14 protein-coding genes are annotated in these 24,285 nt (G+C 44.7%); 6 read left to right on the top strand and 8 right to left on the bottom strand.

Going from position 1 to position 24,285, the window contains the following annotated elements:
* Positions 1 to 135: 135 nt before the first annotated feature.
* Positions 136 to 879 (top strand): adenylate/guanylate cyclase domain-containing protein, encoded by a 744-nt coding sequence (locus QUA50_RS08605; protein WP_333265716.1) that lies wholly within the window; start codon positions 136 to 138, stop codon positions 877 to 879.
* A gap of 382 nt (positions 880 to 1,261) precedes the next feature.
* The gene (locus QUA50_RS08600; RefSeq protein WP_333265718.1) at positions 1,262 to 2,101 is read left to right on the top strand and encodes a Tab2/Atab2 family RNA-binding protein; all 840 of its coding nucleotides are present in this window, start codon (positions 1,262 to 1,264) and stop codon (positions 2,099 to 2,101) included.
* A 144-nt stretch (positions 2,102 to 2,245) separates the two neighbouring features.
* On the opposite strand, the gene QUA50_RS08595 is transcribed toward QUA50_RS08600, so the two are convergent.
* Positions 2,246 to 2,452 (bottom strand): hypothetical protein, encoded by a 207-nt coding sequence (locus tag QUA50_RS08595; RefSeq protein ID WP_333069727.1) that lies wholly within the window; start codon positions 2,450 to 2,452, stop codon positions 2,246 to 2,248.
* Between the two features lie 209 nt (positions 2,453 to 2,661).
* On the opposite strand from QUA50_RS08595, the gene QUA50_RS08590 reads away from it, so the two are divergent.
* Both QUA50_RS08590 and QUA50_RS08585 read left to right on the top strand, forming a co-directional pair.
* Positions 2,662 to 3,534, top strand: coding sequence for an S-methyl-5'-thioadenosine phosphorylase (locus tag QUA50_RS08590; RefSeq protein WP_333265721.1), 873 nt, complete (start codon positions 2,662 to 2,664; stop codon positions 3,532 to 3,534).
* Positions 3,535 to 3,951: 417 nt separating this feature from the next.
* Positions 3,952 to 5,589: an FAD-dependent oxidoreductase gene (locus QUA50_RS08585; RefSeq protein ID WP_333265724.1), complete on the top strand. Its 1,638-nt coding sequence runs from the start codon at positions 3,952 to 3,954 to the stop codon at positions 5,587 to 5,589.
* 277 nt (positions 5,590 to 5,866) lie between these two features.
* On the opposite strand, the gene QUA50_RS08580 is transcribed toward QUA50_RS08585, so the two are convergent.
* The 3 genes from QUA50_RS08580 to QUA50_RS08570 all read right to left on the bottom strand — a co-directional run bounded on the left by QUA50_RS08580 (position 5,867) and on the right by QUA50_RS08570 (position 10,824).
* A complete protein-coding gene (locus QUA50_RS08580; protein WP_333265726.1) occupies positions 5,867 to 7,273 on the bottom strand; it encodes a SagB family peptide dehydrogenase in 1,407 nt (468 codons plus the stop codon).
* 8 nt (positions 7,274 to 7,281) lie between these two features.
* Entirely contained in the window at positions 7,282 to 9,525 is a 2,244-nt protein-coding gene (locus QUA50_RS08575; protein ID WP_333262959.1) for a TOMM precursor leader peptide-binding protein, read from the bottom strand.
* Positions 9,526 to 10,491: 966 nt separating this feature from the next.
* Complete coding sequence (locus QUA50_RS08570) at positions 10,492 to 10,824, bottom strand: hypothetical protein (protein WP_333053888.1); 333 nt, start codon at positions 10,822 to 10,824, stop codon at positions 10,492 to 10,494.
* Between the two features lie 438 nt (positions 10,825 to 11,262).
* On the opposite strand from QUA50_RS08570, the gene QUA50_RS08565 reads away from it, so the two are divergent.
* On the top strand, positions 11,263 to 16,851 hold the full coding sequence (locus QUA50_RS08565) for a protein kinase domain-containing protein (RefSeq protein WP_333265728.1): 5,589 nt from the start codon (positions 11,263 to 11,265) through the stop codon (positions 16,849 to 16,851).
* Between the two features lie 242 nt (positions 16,852 to 17,093).
* Here the strand turns inward: QUA50_RS08565 and QUA50_RS08560 are convergent, their stop codons facing one another.
* Positions 17,094 to 18,317 carry a tetratricopeptide repeat protein gene (locus QUA50_RS08560; RefSeq protein ID WP_333053891.1) on the bottom strand — a complete coding sequence of 408 codons (1,224 nt, stop codon included), beginning with the start codon at positions 18,315 to 18,317 and terminating at the stop codon, positions 17,094 to 17,096.
* Positions 18,318 to 18,769: 452 nt separating this feature from the next.
* Here QUA50_RS08560 and QUA50_RS08555 point away from each other — a divergent pair, with 452 nt between their 5' ends.
* Entirely contained in the window at positions 18,770 to 18,916 is a 147-nt protein-coding gene (locus tag QUA50_RS08555; protein ID WP_333053892.1) for a hypothetical protein, read from the top strand.
* 176 nt (positions 18,917 to 19,092) lie between these two features.
* Here QUA50_RS08555 and QUA50_RS08550 read toward each other — a convergent pair whose 3' ends face one another.
* The 3 genes from QUA50_RS08550 to QUA50_RS08540 form a co-directional block, all read right to left on the bottom strand.
* Positions 19,093 to 19,590, bottom strand: a complete 498-nt coding sequence (locus QUA50_RS08550) for a hypothetical protein (protein WP_333053893.1) — start codon at positions 19,588 to 19,590, stop codon at positions 19,093 to 19,095.
* 314 nt (positions 19,591 to 19,904) lie between these two features.
* Positions 19,905 to 21,713 (bottom strand): PAS domain-containing sensor histidine kinase, encoded by a 1,809-nt coding sequence (locus QUA50_RS08545; protein WP_333265730.1) that lies wholly within the window; start codon positions 21,711 to 21,713, stop codon positions 19,905 to 19,907.
* Positions 21,714 to 21,740: 27 nt separating this feature from the next.
* Positions 21,741 to 24,285: ATP-binding protein (locus QUA50_RS08540; RefSeq protein ID WP_333265732.1), on the bottom strand; the 2,545-nt coding region annotated here is incomplete at its 5' end.

The raw sequence follows: 24,285 nt of genomic DNA, 5'->3' as shown, positions 1-24,285 counted from the left end.
GAAAAATCTTCTCTTCATCCCTTGGGCAAGTCGGTGGCAACTAGAATAACTGCTACCCCTACTTATTGAGCCGATACGGTTTTAGGAACCATTAATTTTGCCACAACCAAGCCGCGAGCTTACACTCAAGAAGACTTGCGAATAGGCTATCTTTTGGCTTTGCAACTATCCTCAGCCATCCGCAATGCTGAACGTTTTAAAGAAATAAATAGGCTGTATTCCGAACTCGATGCCGAAAAGCACAAATCCGATAGGCTACTGTTGAATGTGCTCCCGGTTGAAATTGCCGAGGAACTCAAAAATAACGGCAAAGTGGAACCACTTTATTATGATAGCGTATCGGTTTTATTTACTGACTTTAAAGGCTTTACTCAGTTATCTGAAAAAATGACCCCGCGAGAGTTAGTTGACGAACTAGACTATTGTTTTTCTTATTTCGATCGCGTGATGGATAAATACTCTATGGAAAAACTGAAGACTATTGGCGACAGCTATATGTGTGCGGCGGGAATTCCTACGCCTCGCCCAACACACGCCTTTGACGCTGTACTTGCTGCCATAGAAATTCGACAGTTCATGGATTTGCGAAAAATACAGAAAGCTCAACAAAACATTGCTTATTGGGATATCCGCATTGGCATTCATTCAGGCCCAATACTGGCTGGGGTAATTGGCAATAAAAAGTTTTCCTATGATGTCTGGGGAGATACAGTTAATACTGCATCTCGGATGGAATCTTCCGGTGTCCCTGGAAATATCAATATCTCTCATGCAACCTTTGAATTAGTTAGAGATTTTTTTGAATGCGAATACCGAGGCAAAATTTATGCTAAAAATAAAGGAGAGTTGGATATGTATTTGGTTCGCTATCTTAAATAAATTGGGCAATGGCTAACCGATCTATTATACCATTTTAGATTAGACAAGATTGCCAAAGTCCTTTTAATCAAAGTTTTGGACGGGCTAGAAGCCCATCCCACAATTTTTTTTGTGGGATGGGCTTCTAGCCCGTCCAAATTATTTTTGCAATCTTGTCAATTTTAAATTTTAGATTGGGGAATGACTGATAACTATCAGAGTTTGGAGCGCGGGGAGGCGAGTTGGATTTTTTTTGAAAAATGGTGTTAGATATTGAAATAAAACTTAAATATGAACTTAGAAGATATCGCTCGAAGTTTTTTTTCAGAGTACGGTATTGTATCGCAGCGTCCCCAAGCTATATTAAAATGATCGAGTTGTAGATTTTGAATTTTAATTATTTATGCGTATTTGGCAAGCCGATTTTTACCGCCGCCCTCTGCAAGACGAAACTGGTAAACCACTGTGGGAACTCTTAATTTGCGAATCGGAAGGCAGTTTTCAATTTAGCGCTGTTTGCAGCCAGGGGGACGCAAATTCTAATTGGCTAGCCTCGCAGTTGCAGCAGCAAGCTCAAACCCAGAATTTGCCAGATTTAATTCAAGTATTTAGGCCTCAGTCTCTGGGCTTAATTGAGGCTGCGGGCAAAGTTTTGGGTGTCAAGGTGGAAGCGACTCGCCGCACTGCGACTCTGAAATTGTTGCTGCAACAACGCGCAAAAGAATATTTTAGTATGCCTAATTATACAGGTGAAACTTACAGTGCGATCGCCCTTGACTCGCCGCCGCCCGTACCCTTACCCGAAAACCTCTGGGGCGATGGCTGGCGTTTTGCTTCCCTACCCGCCGGCGACATTGAAGATGCTTTCCAAGGGCGTCCCTTGCCAATTTTGGAAATGCCAGAATTACTGTTACCGCTGAATTTGGGCTTGGCCTCAACAGTACCCGTACCGGGAGTTGTTATTGACGGTGGACGCCAGTCTATGCGCTTGGCTAGATGGCTTCAGGATGCCAAACCTTTTGCTTTGAATTATATTGCTGGAGAACCAGACGGATTGATATTGGAAGCTGGGTTAGTAGATAGGTGGGTTGTGGCTACTTTTGAAGATAGCGAGGTGAAAGCCGCGGCCCAAATTTACCAACAGCGCAAGCAATTAAGTAAAGGATTACATTTTTTGTTAGTCCAGCCCGATGATAGTGGCATGACTTATACAGGCTTTTGGCTGTTGAATCTCGATCGATAAGATGTAAATAATATTATTTGTGATGTTGATAAATCGCTCGCCGAAAAATAGTAAAACAGCGCTCGAACGCAGTTTTAGCAGATACAGACTCAGACACAAATTTTCAAACAGGTTCTTGAGCTAGCCAGAGATAGTGCTGCAAATTTATTCTACAACTAAAATCAAGCCGTTTTGGATGCCCTGACAAACTCGGTTGATGTGACACTGGTCTTTTTCGTTTAGACCTTTCTGGGCTAGCATTGCTGATTTCAGCAGCCGTCTGTCAAGGGGGGTAATTTGACGGAAAGCAAAGATGCGCTGGACGATCGCCTCGATCGAGATTTTGGGGAGGTTAGCAGAGCTGACTGTCATGGTCTTAACACGCTAAAAGTTGATAACAGAACTGTGTATCTTTATTTTTAAAGATTTTGTGAAGCTACTTTGTGATTACGATCACATAATTTTAGTGACAAAATAGTGTATGCAGGGTGACTGTTGTCACGAAATCTTTAATTATCTTTACGTCAACTTAACGATGGCCCAATAGAATTACTCTTGTAAAACTCAAGCAGAGGGTAAAAATGGCACAAGCAAAAATCGGAATTATCGGCGGCAGCGGTTTGTATAAAATGGAGGCCCTCAAGGATATTGAAGAGGTGAAAATTGATACACCTTTTGGATCACCATCGGATTCCGCAATTGTGGGAACATTGGACGGTACGCCGGTAGCATTTTTGGCTAGACACGGCCGCAACCACACTTTTTTGCCCTCAGAAGTGCCGTATCGCGCAAATATTTATGCAATGAAGAGTTTGGGAGTTGAGTATTTAATCTCAGCGTCGGCGGTTGGTTCCCTGAAAACAGAGGCGAAACCTTTAGATATGGTAGTGCCGGATCAGTTTATCGATCGCACAAAAAATCGAGTTTCTACCTTTTTTGGAGAAGGAATAGTCGGTCACATCACATTCGGCGATCCGGTTTGCGGCGAATTGGCTAAAGTGTTAGCAAGTGCGATCGAATCCTTGAACCTCCCCGACGTTACCCTCCACCGGGGCGGCACCTACGTCTGCATGGAAGGCCCCGCATTTTCCACAAAAGCAGAATCCCACCTTTACCGCAGTTGGGGGGCGACAGTCATCGGGATGACAAATTTGCCGGAAGCGAAATTAGCCAGAGAAGCAGAAATTGCCTACGCAACTTTAGCATTAGTCACCGATTACGACTGCTGGCACGAAGATCACGACAGCGTAACCGTAGAAATGGTAGTTGCCAACTTGCACCGCAATGCAGAGAATGCTCAAAAAGTCATTCAAGAAACAGTCCGCAGACTAACAGAAAACCCCCCAGTATCTGATGCACATTCAGCTTTGAAATATGCAATTCTGACGCGGCTGGATCGAGTGCCTGCTGCCACTAAGGAGAAAATGGGTTTGCTGTTGCAGAAATATTTGTAGTTGAAAGTGAGGCGTTGCATATTTGCGGGATGATTTTGATGTTTTTTCAAACCTGAAAACCCTTATTTTTCGGCGTGGCTATAAGAGTCGTTCCAAAAATATGCAATGCCGTAAAATCAATATCAAATTGAGGTGAATTACTATTTGCCAATGACTGATTATATTACGAGGGTTTTTTCTATTTATGTCATTTGACGCTAAGGATCGCGAATTAAATAATTTACACTCTTGAAAGTGGGGAGTAGGGGATGGGCGTCCCGCCCGCCCTTTCTGGACGGGCGGGACGCCCATCCCACAAGAACCATCAAACTTGTAAGTTATTTAATTCTCATTCCTAAGTAGACGCTAATGGGCTCTTGGAGTGTCCTGACGCCGATCGATAAGTAATTTTTTAGGTTGGAATTTTACTAAGAACTTATGAGTAATAGTGCAGTTAAGCCAAATCAAATGATTGATGTTGCAGTGGTGGGTGGTGGCGTTTCTGGGGTCTACGCTGCTTGGCGGTTAGCATCTCATCACAAATCTTCTAAGATTCGTCTCTATGAATTGAGCGATCGCATCGGTGGTCGGTTACTATCAATGACAATGCCAGGGATGCCTCACGTTCAGGCTGAGTTGGGTGGGATGTATGTGACGGAATCTCAGGCTATTGTCTGGGAATTGATTAAGTTGCTGAACCTGAAGACAGCGGTTGTTGACTTTAGCAGTCCGGGAGTACGGGCTTATGTTCGCGATCGCCATTTGTTGATGAGTGAATTTAACCAACCGGATAAAGTACCTTATAATTTACGGCCGGATGAAGCAGGTAAAAATTATGAGGAATTGTTCGATTTGGCTGTTGGGCGGGCGATTCCAGGGAAAGAATTAACTCCTGAATATTTTGCTTCCGATGGTTGGAAGCGCGATCGCGAAACGCTGAAAATTGACGGTCAACACTTGTATGACTTGAGTATTTGGGAAGTGTTGCTGAAGGAAATTAGCAACGAGGCTTACAATCTCTGTTTGGATACGGGCTTTTTCTATTCGGATTTGGGTACTTGGAATGCGGCTAGCGCGATCGCAACCAGTATATCTCTTCCCTACAGCGATACTTGGTACATGATGGTTGATGGCTACCAAACATTACCGAAAACCCTCGCGACAGAATTTGAGACAGAGGGTGGGGAAGTTTGCCTAAATCATCGCTTAAAGACCTTCGATCGCACTTCTGAAGGGCTGATTAAGTTAAATTTTGTCGATCGGGCTGGCCGTTCCCTCCCGCCCGTGTTGGCGAAACATCTGATTTTAGCAATGCCGAAGCGATCGCTAGAACTGTTGGCCGTAGAAAATCAGCAGAATTTCCTATTTAGCAATTCAACTTTTCAGGATAATATCCAAACCGTTAGCGGCGATCCCGCTTACAAACTTTTCCTCGGCTATCATCATCCTTGGTGGCACGAACTAGATATTCACGGTGGTACTTCAGCTACAGATTTGCCGATGCAAAAGTGTTACTACTTCGGTACAGAAAGCGCCCAAAGGGGCGACCCAAACAATCACAACTCCCTATTATTAAGTGTTTTTTCTGATAATATTGCTGCGGGTTTCTGGCGAACGATGGCCTATAATCCAGATAACCCAGAAAAACGTCCAGCTTTTCGCGGAGAACGAGGCGAAAAACTGGAATTGAGAGCTTTTATGAAAAGTGATGGTTCTATTATTATAGACCCCTTAGTTCCTTCTCAGAATATGGTACGGACGGCCCAGCGACAAATCCAAGCCCTACACAATTTAGCAGATATTCCAGAACCCTATACCGCCCTTTATATCGACTGGCAAAAAGATCCCTACGGGGGTGGGTGGCACTCTTGGAACCCCCGCTGTCAGCCTTGGGAAGTGATGAAACAGATGCGGCATCCGATTCGTGGTGCCAATGTTTATGTCTGCGGCGAAGCCTATTCAAATATGCAAGGATGGGTGCAAGGAGCGCTGAATAGTGCAGAATTAATGTTAGAGGAAAACTTTAACTTGAGCCGGCCTGCATGGTTGCCAGCCTGTTATGATTTGGGGTCGTAAAATTCATTTTACTGTTCCCCAGACCGCCAGGGACTTAAGTCCCTGGCTAATAGCTAAAGTCCTCTTCAGAGGACTGAAAAACTCATTCTACCTCGACCATATTTCTTGTGGAACAGGCATCTTGCCTGTTCAAAACTCGCTTTTTTGGAGATGTCTATTAGTCCTCTTTGAGAGGACTTTCGCTATAAGCCCCGTGGAATTGATTCCCTGGCGGACTGACGGGCGGACGAAAGAACTGGGCGGACTGACAGCTTAAGTTGACACCAATGGAAACTAATCACCGACTCCCCAAGATAAACTCTCCCACTGAGGATTCGGCAAAATAATCGCATCCTGCCGCTGCTGCAAATAACTCGGAATTTCCCCCGCCAACTCCCGACGGCGCGAGATTCATGGCTGTTGCCACTAAATACATCGTTTGATACAAAACCCCAACGTGCTTTAATATTAGGCTATAGGCCATTGATTCATAGCCCCAAGTTACTCTCGAAAACCGAGAGGATAGCAGAATTAAAATCTGTGGTTCTACCTCTATCTGTACTGACAATCCTGCACTTTTTAGCAATGCTTCTACCTGCTTGGTTTTCCCAGAAATTTTACAAAGTTGGTGTTCTTGGGGTGCATAATAATACAAGCCAGCCTCAATATTTTCACAGCGACTGATAGCTGTATAAATCTCTAAATCGTAGCAAGCGCCTCCGGTTGGATAAGGTCGATTGCTGCAATCCATGTTATCTCTGGGGACAATCTCGCGCAATCTCGCGGAACGATAGAGAAATTCTCCCAATTGTTCGGCCGTAATCGGCTTTTCTCCATGTTGCCGAATGGATTTTCTTGATTCTAAAATTGCTGTAAAAGGTCTATCTGTTTGTTTTAAACTGTCGATGTCCGGTTTATAAAGATTGATAATCTCGTTGGATGGTTTGGCTTTGAGTACGGGTGTGGGTTCGATTTGTCCTAAAAATCTGAAGGTTTTGCCAATTAGATTGGAATGGCGGCCGCCGCGACTGCGGGTGTGGAATAATAAATCGTGAAATTCCCATTGAGTTAGAGTTTCACTTTGTTCTAAGGTGCTATCATTGTTAATAGGTGATAGCATTTCAGCAGTTAACAAAAAGCTGATAAATAATCGGGCCGTGGCTTCAGAAATTCCGGGAATTTTGGTTAAATCGGAGATGGCTTTAGGTTGCGAAAGTTCGTTGATTAAAGCTGCACTGCGCCAATCTTCGAGGATAATTTTCGCTTTGGAAAGGGGTGATTCGACAACTAAATGGGATTTTTCTGAGTGGCAATAGGCAAAGCGCGAAAGTTGATAGTTGTTATCAGTAATTGTCTCTGATAATTGCCATTTATAGGGTGTGGCTATGGGGACGGCTGTAGCGATCGCACTGCCGTCTATTTCTAAGGTATGGTAAACTAAACCCAGGATGACAAATTGTTCTAGGTAGTAGTAGAATTTAGCGAGGGCGGAACTGCCATCGGTAGCAACTACCAGTTGACTTAGGGCTTTTTCCGTTGCGCCTTCGGTAGAAATAACTTTAATCGCCGCGACAATTCCGGGAGAGAGTTTGTTGAGGTTAAAGTCGATGTAGGGGGCTTTTAAAATTAAGCCTTTTTCGGCATCCTCAATTATAGAAATTTCTGGCTTAAAAGTTAGGATAATTTGGGGGATGGTTTCACTCATAATTAATCTTAAAAGAATATCGGGAATGGGTTGATTTGGTGTTCGGGGATGGGTGCATCTAGCCAGCCTAATTTCACGGGAATGTCATAAAGTCGCCCTGCTGCTAAGCGTTTCCAAAAGTGCCGCATTCCTGGTACTATAACTTTGACGACATTTAAGCCAATGTCGGGCCTGGTTTGATCTAAAACAAAGGTTTCTAAGCCTAATGTTTCAGCTATTTTTACGCACTTTTCAACGTCTGCTTTTAAATCATCGCTGGCTAAGTGGGGATAGTCAGATAGTAATTTTAAAGGTTGGGAAGTATCGGGCGTTAAATAAGATTTATTTTCTAGGGTGGCGGTTTTGTACCACTCAACGGTGAGGCCGTCGGAAACTCCGTAATTTGTGCTACCATCGCTGTTAAAAGTTAATACTGCGGGTAAAGATTGATTGACTTCTGTTAAGGCGCGAGACAGGGCAATTTGGGGGTCAAAATGTGCGCCAAAACCAAAAATAATATCTTCGATTTCTCTGTCGATGCGGTGAGAAAGGGCGGCAAAAACGGGGATGTTAAAATCGTTGGTGAGGTCTAAAACCCACAGAGTGCGGTCTATACTTTGATAATAGTTTCTGAGTTCTTGAATGTAGGAATCGTGAAAGCTATCTAAATCAACAGCGGGGACTTTAACCCGATTGTACCACCACAAAGCAACGCTATCTCGCTCCACTAATTCCATAAACCCTTGCAAAATTGCCTCTTCTTTGGTATTGCCGGCGGCGGCACCGTTGGAGTCCGCCCAACAGTCGGGTTTTTCGGGTTTGGGATAGCCGTAATAACAGTAAGCTGTGGGTAAATATTTGACTCGTTGATGAGTTAATGACCAAATTGGTGTCCAGTCAATTTCTCTGCCGGCATCGAAGGGTTCGGGGACTCTTTGAAAGAAGCTTTTACAGGTTCTATTCCAGTCGTGGCGAGTGCTATATTGTACTTCACTAAAACCCATGCAATCATTGGGGTGAATTGCGGTTTCTCCCATTGTTTGATAGCTGCCTTTTTGTCGAATTTCGTCGCCTTGAAATACGCCGGAATATCTCTCAATGGCTTCTCCCAAGGCGCTGGCTTTGGCTTGTTCGTCGGTTTTGCCTTTGCCGGCACTTCTGCCCCGTAAGTTTTCTTTGAGGAAGTACAAGTCATCGAACATCGTAGCGAAATTGTGGCCGGCTAAGTAGTTCGGTGTTAAAGCATTGGCTGTTTGGGGAACTTTGAGTAAACCGCGCACAACTCCGGTTATGGGACTGATTTGGCTGTCAAATTTTTGCAGGGTTTCGGTTGGGGAAAAGCCGCGATGTCCGCCATCGGCGGTAAAGGTTTTTTTCTGGCTTTGGAGGACAAAGGGCTGGATTTCTTGGGGCGGAAGTAGACCGCATTCGGGGCATTGGGGGCGTTTAGTTATGGTGTGATTGGTGGTTTTGAGGGTTTTGGTGTCAAAGGTAATTATTGTATTTTCTAAATTTTTATTTTCGCCTTGGACAATCCATTTTGCTAGTTCTGTGGCGGCTAAATTTAAACCCATTTGTAAGGTGGAAGGTAGGTAAGATGGGGGATTTAATAAGGGTTTTGAGTAGTTATTTTGACGCTGGATGAAGCTTTGGGTGGGGCGATTTGCTCTCAGGCGTTGGGCGAGACATTCCCAGCAGGCGGTGGTTTCGGGGTGGAAAATCGGGCCGATCGCAATTGTGGAACTTGTAGGTTTGACGAGTAGCCAAGGTTGGCCTGTTTGAAGGGATTTTTGGTTGAATTCTCCCAGTTCTGGTTGCAGGTAATCGTCGGCTATGATTAGGGTGATATCTGCGGTGGTTGAGACTTGAATACCGAGGGTTTCTAGGGCGCTAATGCAAGTTTCTGCTGGGATTTGGCTGTAGGAAATGACGGCAACTTTCAGGGATTGCAAGCGGGATGCGGCTTGCTGGGGGGAGATGTTTAAGAGAGTGTAAAAGGCGGCGGTTTCTTCGGGGAGGGATGTGTCGTTTTCGATGAGGTGGCCTTGTTTTTCTAGCAGGGCTAGGGTATAGTAAATTTCTGCGGGTGAGGCTTGATTTCGCAGTTTGGCGACGATTTCATCGGAGGTATTGTGGCCGTCGATTAAGGGGGTTAATAGTTCGTAAAGGTGGCCTGAGAGGACGAAGGAATCTGACTCGGAGATCAGGAATACTCCTACCGATTTGATGATTTCGACGGTGAAGCAATTTTTAAACTTTGGTTGGTAGAGCATCCTGAATGGTGTTTAATATAATTTTTGAATAGATTTTAGGATAATATCAAAGCCGGGGCGAGTTCGCTGAGATACTTGATAATTATTAACAAATGATCTTAACATACAACCGACAGTCCGGCTGGGGTTAAAACCCCTGCCTCATAGCGAAAGTCCTCTCAAAGAGGACTAATATCATGTCCGATCGCACAATTACAATAAGTTAGGTTTGTATTACTAGCGATCGACCGGACATAATATTATCAGCAGTTACCCGAACCCGATCTAATCAGTTCTTCAGTCCTCTTTCAGAGGACTTTCGCTATGAGACAGGGGTTTCAACCCCTGGCGGACTGCCGGGTGAGCGAGAGGACTGCCGGACTAAAAGCTTAAGTTTCTGTAGGGTGCGTCGCTGTGAGAAGTTAAATGGAACTTGTAGATTGACTGGTGGCGACGCACCTTACCTACGACAAGATTGTGTGTACCATATATACATGGAATATGCTGTATCTCGATCGCAACTTTGATACCTATTTCCCAAATACTAGCAACAGAAAACCACAATTCGTTCGTTTCATCAACTATTTGTACGATCGCCTCCTCACTCAATCTTTATCGATACCTACGGTTTCCATATCTTAAAAAATTAAACTTATACATAAAATATAGTCGATCGCCCGAAAAGCTAATTCTCATCGAGAGACCCCGCTGTGACTATAGAGTTCCACTTAACCAAGCTTGGGCGATCGCCTTTGACATTTCCTGTTCGCTCGCCGTCAAATCTTGTTGCAAAACTGACATAATTATATTCCTCTGTTAGATCAACCTAATCTTGTTCTGGCAATTAATGCCGATACAGTACAACAGCCTCATCCGCTTGTCAACTGCGGAAACACCAACTCTTCTGAAGCGGCCCCGCTGCGAGTAACAAGCGGGGCTAAAAAACTGGCAAGCTACCGATGCAGCTTGGGGGAAGCTAAAGGGACTTTAGCAACTGAGCCGAATAATTCCGCCTGGGAATCTTTCAGACCGTCCCTCAAGCCAACGGCTAATCTCTGCGTCTGTCAGATTATCGGGTTTGGGAGGCAGGGGCATTTCGTAAATCACTGTCTCCCCTTCAGTACCTCGAAGGACGGGAACTGCATCGGGAGCCTGATTTACTTGGACTTCTACGAAATCTTCCAAAATTAACCCATTGTCTCGCAGCGTGGCTGCGGGCTCGTTGAGTAGCCGATTATATAAAGCTTCGTCCAACCATGCTTGACCAATCAGTCGGGCTATTTGTGTTTCCCAACTTCTCCAATCCTGGGGAAAAGCCATAATTTTCTCCTAGCTCCCTTTTGCGGGAAATATAGATTTTGCTGTTATTGTATAGCAGATGCGTTCTCTACAGTTTCGATTGGCAACTATTGACCGCGGCAGGGCTGATTGTATTATGTTAAATGTTGTAGGGGCGGGTTCACCAGCAATATTTGGTTAAGATCGATTATCTCATAAACCCGCCCCCACTTGGGCGGCAAATCTCCCGATCGCTTCATGTCATATCCTATCCGATGAATTGACCATCATAATATTCCGGCCGGGGCGGGTTTATCAGATGGTTGATTTTCACCAAATATTGTTGGTGAACCCGCCCCTACAGCTTTTTTATCGTGGTGCAAAATGTGAATTTTTACGGATTTTCTTGATGATACAGTGGTTTTCACTCCCGATAGGTTAATATCACTAACAAGTACAATACCAAATAGCGCACGGACTATGCTCGGACTTAACGGATATCGCATTGTACAAGAACTTCACAGCGGCGTAAAAAGTCTGGTTTATCGAGGCTACCGCGAAGCAGACCAGCAACCCGTTATCGTCAAACTTCTCAAATCCGAGTACCCAACTCTGGAAGAAGTCACCCGCCTCAGAAATGAATACAAAATTGCCCAACCCCTAGACAGTTCTAGTATCACCAAAGTCTATAGCCTAGAAAACTATCGCAATAGCTTTGCCCTAATCTTAGAAGATTTTGGCGGCTCCTCTCTCGACCAGTTACTTACTAACCAAACCTTCCCTTTAACAGAAGTTCTGAGAATTGCCAGTGTCTTAATAGATGCCTTAGATTACTTGCACCGCCATTCGATTATTCACAAAGATATTAAACCCGGAAATATTATTATTAACTCTACCACAGGCGAAGTCAAACTCACTGACTTTAGCATTTCCTCCCGCCTGCAACAAGAAAATCAATCTGTGAGCAACCCCTCGGAACTAGCGGGTACTCTCGCCTATCTCTCCCCAGAACAAACGGGGCGGATGAACCGCTCCGTAGATTACCGAACCGACTATTATTCTTTAGGAGTGACTTTATACGAACTGCTGGCGGGTCAGTTACCTTTTGCCACGGTCGAGCCGATGGAATTAATACATTGTCACTTAGCTAAACAGCCTTTACCACTTTGTGAAATCAGAGAAATTCCCCAAGTTATTTCTGATATTGTAATGAAACTCTTAGCCAAAACCGCCGAAGAGAGATATCAAAGCGCAGCGGGATTAAAATTTGACTTAGAAACTTGTTTAAATCAGTTGCTTGCTACAGGAACAATAGCACCTTTTGCCATTGCCACCCGCGACAAAGGTAGCCAACTTCTGATTCCACAAAAACTTTACGGCCGCGAACAGGAAGTAATAGAATTACTAGCCGCCTTTGAAAGAATTAGCCACTCCTCTATAACCCCGACATCTCTAACCCCCAACCCCCTTACTAAGGGGGCTTTAGAACCAGCAGAATCCCCTCTTACCCCAACACCTCTTACCCCCCCCTTAGCAAGGGGGGCCGGGGGGGTTCAAAACCATGCTTCAGAAGCAGAATCCTCCTCCACTCTTACTCCCCCCTTATCAAGGGGGGCCGGGGGGGATCAAACCGAGGAATCAACTCTTACCCCTTCCCCTTCCCCTTCCCCTTCCCCTTCCAGCAGCGAAATGATCCTAGTTTCCGGCTATTCCGGCATAGGCAAAACCGCCATTGTCAACGAAGTCCACAAACCCATAGTCCGCCACCGAGGTTACTTCATTTCCGGCAAATTCGACCAATTTAACCGCAACATTCCCTACTCAGCCATCATCACCGCTTTTCAAGCCTTAATTAACCAATTACTCACAGAAAATGCCGCCCAAATTGCCAGTTGGAAACATCAACTCTTAGATGCCCTCATCCCCAATGCCCAAGTCATTATTGATGTCATCCCCGAAGTAGAATTTATTATCGGTTCGCAGCCAGAAGTGCCACAATTAGGGCCAACAGAATCACAAAACCGCTTCAATCGAGTTTTTCAACAATTCCTCAAAGTCTTTTGTCAGCCCCAACACCCCGTTGTCCTGTTTTTAGATGACTTACAGTGGGCAGATGCAGCCTCCCTGAAACTGATGCAACTGCTGATGAGTGACTCTGACAGCCAATTTTTGTTAATTATTGGAGCATATCGCGATAACGAAGTCAACCCCACTCACCCTTTAATTCAAACCTTAGAAAAAATCCGCGAATCCGGGGCAAATCTCAACAACATCACCGTCCAACCTTTAGCCATCAATCATGTTAGCCAACTGATTGCCGATACTCTCAATGAATCGGCAGCCACAAGACGCATTCAATCCTTTTCACAACTCCTATTTAGCAAAACCCAAGGCAACCCCTTCTTTTTAACCCAACTGCTGAAAACCCTCGCCTTGGAAAACCTGCTGCATTATGAAGCCAGCAGCGATAAATGGCAATGGGATATCGAGGCAATCCAAGCCATTGGCATTACCGATTTAAATGTGGTCGAACTCATTGCTAGAAACATTCAAAAGCTACCAGAGGTTACTCAGAAAGCCTTAAAACTTGCCGCTTGCGTTGGCAACACTTTCAACTTAGATGTTTTAGCCATTGTCAACGAAGCATCAGAATTAGTAACGGGGGCGCAGTTGTGGCCAGCGCTTCAGGCGGGTTTGATTTTGCCCCTGTCGGAAGCCTACAAAATTCCGTTGGTATTTGTCGAGTCGGAATCTGAATCAGTGCGACTGCAAGATGTGAAAGTAGATTACAAATTTTTGCACGACAGAGTGCAGCAATCTGCCTATTCTCTGATTCCCGAAACCGATAAAAAATCAACTCACTTCCAAATCGGTCAATTGCTGCTGCAAAATACCACAGCAGAAGAACGCAAAAACAATATTTTTGCCCTGGTTAATCAATTGAATTTTGGCATAGAGACAACCACAGAAGAATTACCGCTACTAGCTACCCAGTCAGACAAAAACCTGTTAGCAGAACTTAACTTGATTGCAGGTCAAAAAGCTAAAGCATCCGCAGCTTTTGAAGCGGCGGTTAATTATTTTAATATCAGTTTGGGACTGCTGGCTGCCGATAGTTGGCAGAGTGATTATGACTTAACGCTGCCTATTTATGTGGAAACCGTAGAATCTGAATATTTAAACGCCAATTTTGAACAGGCAGAGCAGCTTTTAGAAATTGTGTTACAAGAAGCAAAAACGCTTTTAGATAGGGTGAAAGTTTACGAAGTAAAAATTCAGTCTTATATTTCTCAATATAGGTTTTCAGAAGCAATAGAGACAGGACTGGAAGTTCTGGAAAAATTGGGAGTATCGCTGTCTCAAATGTCGGAATCTCCCGGAATTTTGATTCAGGCAATTTTAAGAAAACTGGCAGAAGAAAACAAACAAATTGAGGATTTAGCAGACCTTCCCGAAATGACCGATCCTTATCAGTTTGCCACAATTTTGATTCTTTTAAAAGTTAATCCTGCTTCTTATATGACGAATCCTGCATTAGGATATCGGCTTTTATCTGCAATGGTAGATATCTGTTTAAATTACGGCAATCCTCCTTTAGCTGCTAGCGTTTACGTTAATTATGGTATGTTTTTGAGTGCTTTTGGAGATATTGACTCAGGATATAGATTTGGTCAGTTATCTTTAAGATTGCTGGACCAATTTAATGCCCAAAAAATAAAAGCAATTGTTCTACAGTGCTTTAACGCATTTATTAAACACTGGAAAAACCATGTTAGGGAAACCATAGACTATTTGCAAGAGGCTTTTAATAGTGGGTTAGAAACCGGAAATTTAGAGTATGCCGGCTATGCAATTTTGAGCTATCACGAGCATAAATTGTATTTGGGAGGCGACTTAGAATCTCTAGAAGCTGAAAGTCGAGAATATCTTTATTTGATTCAAAATCTTAAACAAGATTATTCTATTGAAGGTTTAAATAGGATTCGGCAGTTTATTTTGAATTTGCTGGGTCACTCAAACCGACCAACTGAGTTAACTGGTGATGAATATAATGAAAAAGTTTTTATTAAAGCTGCATTACAAATGAATAACTATTTTAACTTATTTTTTTTATACTATTTTAAAACCCTCCTTTCATATTTATTTAAAGAACCAGAAGCGGCAGTTGAGAATGCTCGAGAATCAGATAAATATAAAGCACCTGCTGGCAGTCTGATGGCTACAGCACAACTCAACTTTTACTACTCCCTCAGCCTCCTCGCTCAATATCCCCACGTCAGCGAAACCGAACAGACAGAATATCTCGAACAAGTAGCCACCAATCAACAAACAATGAGATATTGGGCTAACAATTGCCCCGCCAACTACCAACACAAATACGAGCTAGTAGAAGCCGAAAAAGCCCGAATTTTAGGAGACTACCCCGCAGCCCTCACCCTCTACGATGCGGCCATCACCGGAGCCAGAGAACAGCAATACACCCAAGAAGAAGCCCTCGCCAACGAACTCACCGGCGAATTTCACCTAACTCGCGGCCAAGAAAACATGGCCCGCTTCTTCCTACTAGAAGCATACTACTGCTACATCCGCTGGGGAGCCAAAGCCAAAGTCAAAGACTTAGAAACCCGATATCCGCAATTCTTCGCCAAAATCAACGCTCAAAAACCCCCAGAAACCAGCCTCACCTTAGCCACCATCATCACCAGCAGCGGCAATTCAGAAGGATTTGACTTAGCCTCCGTCTTCAAAGCCGCCCAAGCCATCTCCAGTGAAATAGTCCTCAGTGAATTGCTAGCAAAACTAATCAAAATCGCCATAGAAAATGCCGGCGCACAAACCGGATATTTGCTGCTCAAACACTCAAACACATTCACCGTAGAAGCCGTCGGACAAGTCGAAGGCGACAACATCACCCTCTCACAAATCCCCCATCTGCCCCTCCCCGAAATCCTCCCCATGAGCGTCATCAACTATGTTGAAAGAACCAAAAAACCTGCCGTCTTAAACAATGCTACCACCGAGGCAATGTTTGCCGCAGACCCCTATATTGTTGCCCATCAAACCAAATCCATACTCTGTACTCCCATCATCAATCAAGGTCGCTTCATGGGCGTAGTTTACTTAGAAAACAACCTAGCAGAAAAAGTATTTACCCCAGCGCGAATAGAAGTTTTAAAACTCCTATCTTCCCAGGCATCTATCGCCTTAGAAAATGCCCAACTTTATCAAACCCTAGAACAAAAAGTAGAAGAACGCACCGCACAATTAGCCCAAGCTAATAAAGAAATATTGGTTTTGAACCAACGGCTAAAAGTAGAAAACCTTCGCATGAGTGCCGAACTAGACGTAACCCGCCGCCTGCAACAAATGATTTTGCCTCAACAGCAGGAATTAGAGTCAATTGCAGGGCTAGAAATTGCTGCATTCATGGAACCGGCTGATGAAGTTGGTGGCGACTACTACGACGTACTAAATCACGGCGGTAAAGCCACCATTGGGATCGGCGACGTGACAGGACACGGTTTAGAAAGCGGCGTGTTAATGATTATGGCGCAAACAGCAATTCGCACTTTGCTGGTTCACAAGGAAACCGACCCCGTTAAATTATTACAGACAGTCAACCAAACGCTTTTTGATAACGTAGAGCGCATGGATTCCGGTAAAAATATGAGCCTTTCTTTGCTAGAATATCGGGACAACACCCTGCATTTGAGCGGACAGCACGAAGAGGTGATTGTCGTTCGTGACGGCGGCGAAGTAGAGCGGATTGATACCATCGAGTTAGGGTTTCCCATCGCCTTGGAAGCAGATATTGCCGATTTCATTGCTTCTACTGAAATACAGTTGAATTCGGGGGATGTTGTCATACTCTACACAGATGGAATTACCGAAGCTTTTGATATGAAGAAAAATCAATACGGTATCGAGCCATTGATTGAAGTTGTTGTCCTTAACAGGGAACTGTCAGCAGCAGAAATCAAGCAAGCGGTTATTGACGACGTGCGACGATACATCGGGGAGCAAAAAGTATTTGATGACATTACTTTGGTAGTAATCAAACAGAAGTAATACTAATTCTCTAAAATCGTGCAACACTCTTCGACCCCCCCTAGCCCCCCGCTGCATTGCGGGGGGAAGAAGAATACTGTTGCATTCTTTTTTAAAATTGGTATTACAGCAGATTCCACGCTTATGAAGTACCCCCGCCTAGCGTCATATCTCCGTAGGGAAACGGCGAAAACCTTTGTCCCTACATTCCATAAACCTGGAATAGGCTGTATGTATTTTCCCACTCATCTACTTAGTTCCGATCAATTAATCAACTGCTTGAATGCGTCGTGTTCGCGAATCTTCTCCAAATCAGCTTCACTTTTTGCCAACTCTTTACACACATTGGGATTGAGATTGAGGGCGCGCTTTAAATTTTCAATGGCTAATTCAATTTTACCTTGTAGTGCATAACATCGGGCTTTGTTGTACCAAATTCTGTAAAAGTCAGGCCGGATTTTAGCCGCATTGTCGTAGGATGCGATCGCAGCTTCGTATTTTTGCAATTTGGAGAGTGCAACGCCTCGATTGTTCCAAGCGTCAGTATAATCATTTTTAATTTGTAGGGCTTGATTGTAAGAAATTACTGCTTGTTCGTACTCCTGCATTTTGGAAAACGCAACGCCTCGGTTGTTCCAAGCATCGGCATAATCGGGTTTGGCTTGAATTGCCTGTTCGTAACAGCCGATCGCCTCCTGGTACTTCTGCAACTCCAACAATACCACGCCTCGATTGTTCCAAGCATCGGGATAATTGGGGCGAATTGTAGTAGCTTGTTCGTAGGAGGCGATCGCCTCTGGATACCGCTGCATTCTCGTGAGCACTACTCCTCGGTTATTCCAAGTATCGGCTAAATCCGGCTGAATTTGCAGGGCCCGATCGTAAGCTGCGATCGCATCTTGATAACGGTTTTCAAAGAAACAAGCATCTCCCTGTTTAGCATAGTCGGCGGCCGTCAATAGCTGTTGGTAATTGCCATAGTTAACCGGAGCAAATTCTTGAATTTGGGCATCGGGGAATAAAAGGTCTGTTTCTGCCTCTGCCGAGTGATTTTGGTGTTGAATTTCGCCTAAGATAGTTTCAGCGTCGGAAATTAATAGTTTTAATTGAGAGATTGTATCGTAATGGAGACTTTCAATTTCTTGGCGGGCAATTGTTGTCTGCTTGGACAATTTGCTCAACAGAAACCAAACCCCGACTCCGGCTGCTGCCGGAAACAAAGTTAGGGCAATTACCAGCCCGTTAAGCAGTACCGCCGTGCGCCCGAAGGCAATGTCAACTTCTTCTTGAACTCGATCGCGAATTTCTTCTTTAAGTTGCTGCTGTGAGAATTGCTGCTGAACCAACAGTGCCGCCGTCGGTTCAGATGCAAAAACGGTATTGGCGCAGACTAGAATAGTCAAAAGGGCGATCGGGCTAATACTTTTTCTAAAGATACTTGACAAACGCATTGCCTTAGTGATACGCACCTGAGTTGCGATTTCCATGTGTCAAGAGATGCTGATAACGATGATCCCAGACTAGCCCATTTGTTCACCAAAAAATTGGGTTTGAAGCCCCGTCATAAGCTTGACGGCTTTAATTATAAAACTTTGTTAAAATATCTAATAAATCCTCAGCTAAAGTTTATAATTTAGACAGGCAAGTAAGAACAACCATCTACGTGTTGAAACGATTTCATAAGGTGAAACTCCTGGGTTGGATCGCTACTCGGCAATGCCGAGCCTGTCCAAACACGTAATAGTGAGTCGTTGAGCGTACCTAACTGGATTATTGATGGAATCAGAAAGCGATCTAAAAACAAAAGTAAGCGCAACAGCAATACTTCTCGTCCAAGTAGTTGTTTCGAGCGTGTAGATGCGATTTGACAGCGCGTTTAAGACTTAAGTCTTAAGAATCTCCGTGGCTTTAGCCCGGAGAGTGTCAAACGTTAGTAGCTTTGACACAGGATACTGTGATTTTGGAGTTTAAGGAAGGGCCTTACGACGTGGGGGCTGATAAAGACTTTTTGGCAAGTTTTCCTGCTGAGGGAACTGCGGCGGCGCGAGAATTAGTCCTGATTTGGGAAGCGGAATTTAACAGTTGACTGTTGAGAGTTGACAGTTGGCTTTTGACTGTTGACTGTTGACTGTTGACTGTTAAAAATCTAAAATCTAAAATCTAAAATCTAAAATCTAAAATCTAAAATCGATGGGCTGTTGACTGTTAAAAATCTAAAATCTAAAATCTAAAATCTAAAATCTAAAATCGATGGGCTGATTACTAATTACTGATAAATCTAATTGTCGTCATTCGATTGTATAAATCCGGGGCGGTGCGAATGATTTTTCTCAGGATCTCATCCGTCACCCAAAAGACGAGGGGAAAGGAAAATTTTTTGCTGAATTCGCTGCATAATAGGTTGGTAGAAACGAGCAATCGATCGATCGGCTCCACTGATTCCAAACCGAGGAGCATTAAAGCTGGAGGCTTTTCGCCATCTATTTCTGCTGCGATTGTCGTGTAGAGAGTTGTCGCCGATTTGGGCAAAAACAGTTGTCGCGGTTTCACGGGACAATTTGCTTGCAGCCGATCGACTATTTGCTGCCGCAAAGCCAGCGAGTTGCAGTTGACTAAAACGAAAGAAAAGTAACCTTGGGAAAGACGGAGAGTCCGAATTAAAGTTGAGAACGACCGCTCGTTATATTTAGCTGAGTCGTACTTAGCTGAGTCGTACTTAGCTGTATTTTCTGAGCTTTGCTCGACAAACATAAATTGCATATTTTTTATCTAGTTTTAGAGATTTTCTAGATTAAATGATGTTTCTAAAGAAAATGTGAAGATCGGAAATTTATTTTTCCTTTAAAAACATTTGGGTAACTATACCACGGTTTTAAATTAATATCAATAGTCCGATCGAAATATTCCGAGCGATAGATTTGGCTTGAAGCACTCAAAAAGAACCTGCGACGGCACAACACAAGTATAGCCACTGCAGAACGAAGAAGCATATTTGGCAATGGTTTCAGCAATTAATAACGTTCTAAATATTTGGCACAATTGCTAGATTAAATGTAATTTAAAATACCAAAAAATTACCTAAAATTCTCAGCCAGGGGCAAAGTAAACCAAAAACTTGCCCCAGCACCGGGAGTGCTAATTACCCCTATTTGGCCGCCGTGAGCACCAATAATTTGCCGACAAAGATATAGACCCAAACCCAAACCAACGGAGTGTCGGGCTCTATCGCCCCTAACGTAAAGGTCAAAAAGATGTTCGCACTGTTCCGGCAATATTCCCGCCCCGTCATCTTCCACGGTACAGTAAATCATACTACTTGGGGAATGGGGAATGGGGAATGGGGAATGGGGAATGGGGAATTGTTCGGGGGGAATTCGTAACTTCTCGCTCTTATGTTTCGCTGCGTTTTGATTGAAAATAGATTTTTCCGCATGAATTACTTTAGCTGAAACTGTTAAGTTTAGTCCCGGAAGATTGTGTTTTAAAGCATTAGCAATCAAATTAGAGAATACGCGCCACAACTGAGTTTTGTCAGCATTAACTGCTGGCAAATCATCCGAAACTAAATTTTTAAAAGTAGCTTTACCCTCATTCATTAAAGGTTCTAAATCGGTTGCCGCCTCTTCAACTATTGCCCTCAAATCTACCCGATCGCAGTGCAGAACAAAACCGCGCAATTCCCCGGCGTGAACTTCCAACAGCGAATTTATCAAGCGCAATTGCTGCTCGCTACCTTGAATCATCCGCTCCAAAATAGAACGGGGAATTGCGATCGAATCCCCGGTTTTCGTCTGCCAATGTTTCAGCACCATTAACATTCCCGCTACCGGGTTTCGCAAGTCGTGAGAAAGAGCGTGGATAAACAGCCGCAGCGATTCTTGTGCCTGTTTGCGCTGCGTGATATCCTCAATTAAACCCTCATAATAAAGCAGGGCGCCGCTGCTGTCCCGTACCGCCCGCGCCTTCTCGGAAATCCAGACAATACTGCCGTCACAGCGGTAAATTTTAGATTCAAAATCCGATACTGTGCCGCTTTCCTCGATCGATCGCAAAAACTCATTTCTGCGAGCCGGATCGACGTACAACTGCCGATCGATATCAGTAAACTTTGCCGTCACTTCTTCCGGGGAATCGCAGCCGTAAATCCGCGCCAAAGCTGGATTGGCAGTAATATAACGGCCGTCGGGAGTGCTTTGAAAAATCCCCTCGCCGGCATTCTCAAAAATGCTGCGGTACTTCGCCTCCGCCGCCTCCAACTGCTGGTAAGCAGATTCCAACTCGCGCCTGGTACTAAACTCTTTCCGTTGCAGACATTCGTACCAATAAACCGACAAATCGCAAATCAAACAAAACCAAAACAAATATAAGTACAACCCGGTCAACTTAAAAGCAGTATACTTAGCAAAACTTAGATTTAAAACCAAATTTATCCCGACGTGGCAACACAAAACGCCGAGTTGAGAAATTAAGTGGAGGCGCCAGCGGACGGGCATCAGCGTAGCTTGGATCAGAAACGCTAAACTCCAGGTAAAAATTGGTAAGTCCCCGACTTGTGCCACAGCTAGCCCAATCTGTACAACCACCGTCAGCGACCACGAAAAACCCAAAAATAGCAAACCGGGATAGCGCTGTCCGAAGGAGGTTTTTTGCAATACAAAACAGGTCAACAAACCAAATTCTACAGCAGCGCTAGTGTACAAATAAACACTTTCAAAATCCTGGCGAGCTAAGAATCTATCGCCCAGAAAATAGACAGTTATTGTGAAGGCAAAAAAGATGGCAATTCCGACAGCAGGGCGCAGCCGATCTCGGAGGAAGCGATCGCGCCACACCTCGTAAACCGTTAACCCCTGAACTGATTTTGCATTGCCCAAATAGTTCATACCATTTTAGATTTTAGATTTTAGATTTTAGATTGAGAAAGAGGTCTCGTCCGAGTTGACAGCAGGTAGCGAAAACCAGAAAGTCGAACCACCGCCGGGAGTGCTTTCGACGCCGATCGAGCCGCCGTGAGCTTTGATAATTTGCTTGGAGAGGTACAATCCCAAACCCAACCCTGTTAATTGTCGGCTATTAGGGTCTTGAACGTAAAGTTCAAACAAAGATTCCCGCTGTTTGGCGCTGATTCCCACTCCATTATCTGTTACAGTACAGCGAACCATTTTTACGGTGACACCCGGCAATTTGCTGCCGATATTGCCAATTTGGCCCTGATAGCGAGGCATTTTGCAACTGCCGTCGAGGTTGAATTTGGCCAGGGTTTCCTGATTTTTCTGGGTGGTTTCGCCCATCCTAGGACGATCGCCCCCACCAAAGGCCCGGTTAGCGATACAGCGGGCGATCTGATTATTTTGCGATGTTAAAGCCTGGGAATTTTCTTCAAAACTTACCTTTTTTTCAACTTCTATTACCTCGGCTTTAAAACTGATATTGACTCCAGGAGGATTGTGTTTAATAGCATTAGTCAGCAGATTTTCTAGCACCCGCTGCAAGTGTTGGCGATCTGCATTGACTTGTGGCAAATCCGCCGGGATTTCAAACGTCAAAGTGGCTTGATTTTTGGCCAGCAGGGGTTCTAAGCCGGCAACAATGGCTGAAGCTAAAGACGGCAAATGCAGCGGTACAGTATTGAGAACAATACCTTTCACTTCGCTAGCGTGAGCGTCGAGCAGGGAATTAACCATAGTCAACTGGTGTTCGCTGGCTTGAACGATGCGCTGCAAAATCGATCGAGAAACCGGAACATCTTGTAGAGAGTCAGAAGGCGATTTGTTGAGCAAATTTTTCAGCAGGATTAACATTCCCATCACAGGAGTGCGGAGATTGTGAGAAACTGCGTGCAAAAATAGGTCTTTGAGGCGGTTGCTTTCTTGCAACTCGTGCATTTTTTGCTGTAGTTGGCGGGTGCGTTCCTCCACTTGAGATTCCAAGTTGGCATTGAGAGCTTTTACCTGCTGCAAAAGTTGGGCTTGCTGTAGAGCGATCGCCACTTGAGTAGCGAGTTTTTCCAACAAATCAATTTCAAATTCCTGCCACTGGCGGGGCCCCGAACACTGGTTGACGGCCAAGATTCCGAACAATTCATCCCCCAGGACGATCGGCACATTTAACGTCGCGCGAATTTGATAGTCGCTGTACAATTGGGCAATTGGAACGCTCTGTTGAACGCTAGCAGTATCGGAGATAGCTCGGACGCGGTTGTTAGCATAAAAAGTTTTCTGGCTTTCGAGGTGATTTTCGTCAGCGAGTACCCACCCCAAAAGAGAACGGCATTGAGCGCCCACAGACTCGGCCACAACCTTGCCGTACACCGGGCTAGGAAGATGTACCCCGTCCGCGTCCACAATACCGATAAAAGCGCGGTCTGCCTTGAAAAATTGCCGGACTTCGGCAACAGTAGTATTGAGAATTTCTTCGAGGTCGAGAGAGTTGCGAATTCGCAGGGCGATTTCTGAGAGCAAGCGATCGCGATCGGAGGACGCCCGCAAAGCTGTTTCCGCGCGGTGGCGTTCGGTAACGTCTTGGACTGTGGCGGCGATCGCCCCTGACTCAATTGCCGACTGTTCGCAGACAGTGCGTTCGGAGCCATCTGGCAGCACAATTCGGTAGTTAATGCAATAGGCTTGGCGTTCCAACATAGCTTGGCGCTGCGATCGCGCCACCAATTCTCTGTCTTCTGGATGTACAGCTTGCAAAAAAACGGATGGTGTCGGTTTGACAGTTCCAGGAGCAAAACCCAAGAGGCGGTAAAGTTCGTTTGACCACCGCAATTCGATATGGGATATATGATGTTCTGCGGATTCTTGGCAGTTGTAAGTTGCTGTGAGGGCGGCGCAATTTAAATCCCAATTTCCCAACTGAGCGATGCGCTGAGCGTTCGCTAAACTAGCTTCGCGATCGCGCAGCCGGGCCGCCGTGCGGCGCACCTCAAAGAGCGCTTGCTGGCGTTCTGCTACGGCGGCGGCCAACATCAGAGCCACAAGGGCGATCGTACCGGTAAAAGCTTGTAAAAATAAAACCGCCTGTTTGGGATTATCGCTTTTGGCCAAAAACGGGCCGCCTCCCTGTACTGCTCCCCAAATCGCGATGTAAGAGACGATCGAATAAGCAAAAATCGCTCCCGCCGGCTGAAACCGCAGGGCAGCCCAAACTATCAGAGGAAAAGGCAGATACTCCAGCGGATACAGAGCGATCGCCGCTTGTGTTTTTGAGCAAAAGAACAGCCAGCTCACGCTCAGCAATAGAGTCAGCCATAAAGCTATTTCTGCATAATTAACAATTAAAAATAGAAGATTGTAGCGGTTTTCAGGTGCAGGAAATGTGGGTTTAGAATTATTAATTAAAATTGGGAAATTTTTAAACTGGGCCTTGAAATTTACCCAGTTTAAAAATGCTTTTAATCTTGAAATATTCCCAGGTTTAATCTCACATTTTACACCAGGATCGAGAACAGGC

It is taken from the genome of Microcoleus sp. M2_D5, from assembly GCF_036701935.1.
Classification (GTDB): domain Bacteria; phylum Cyanobacteriota; class Cyanobacteriia; order Cyanobacteriales; family Microcoleaceae; genus Microcoleus.
The sequence above is the reverse complement of the archived record's forward strand: the minus strand, read 5'-3'. Positions and strand labels throughout refer to the sequence as shown.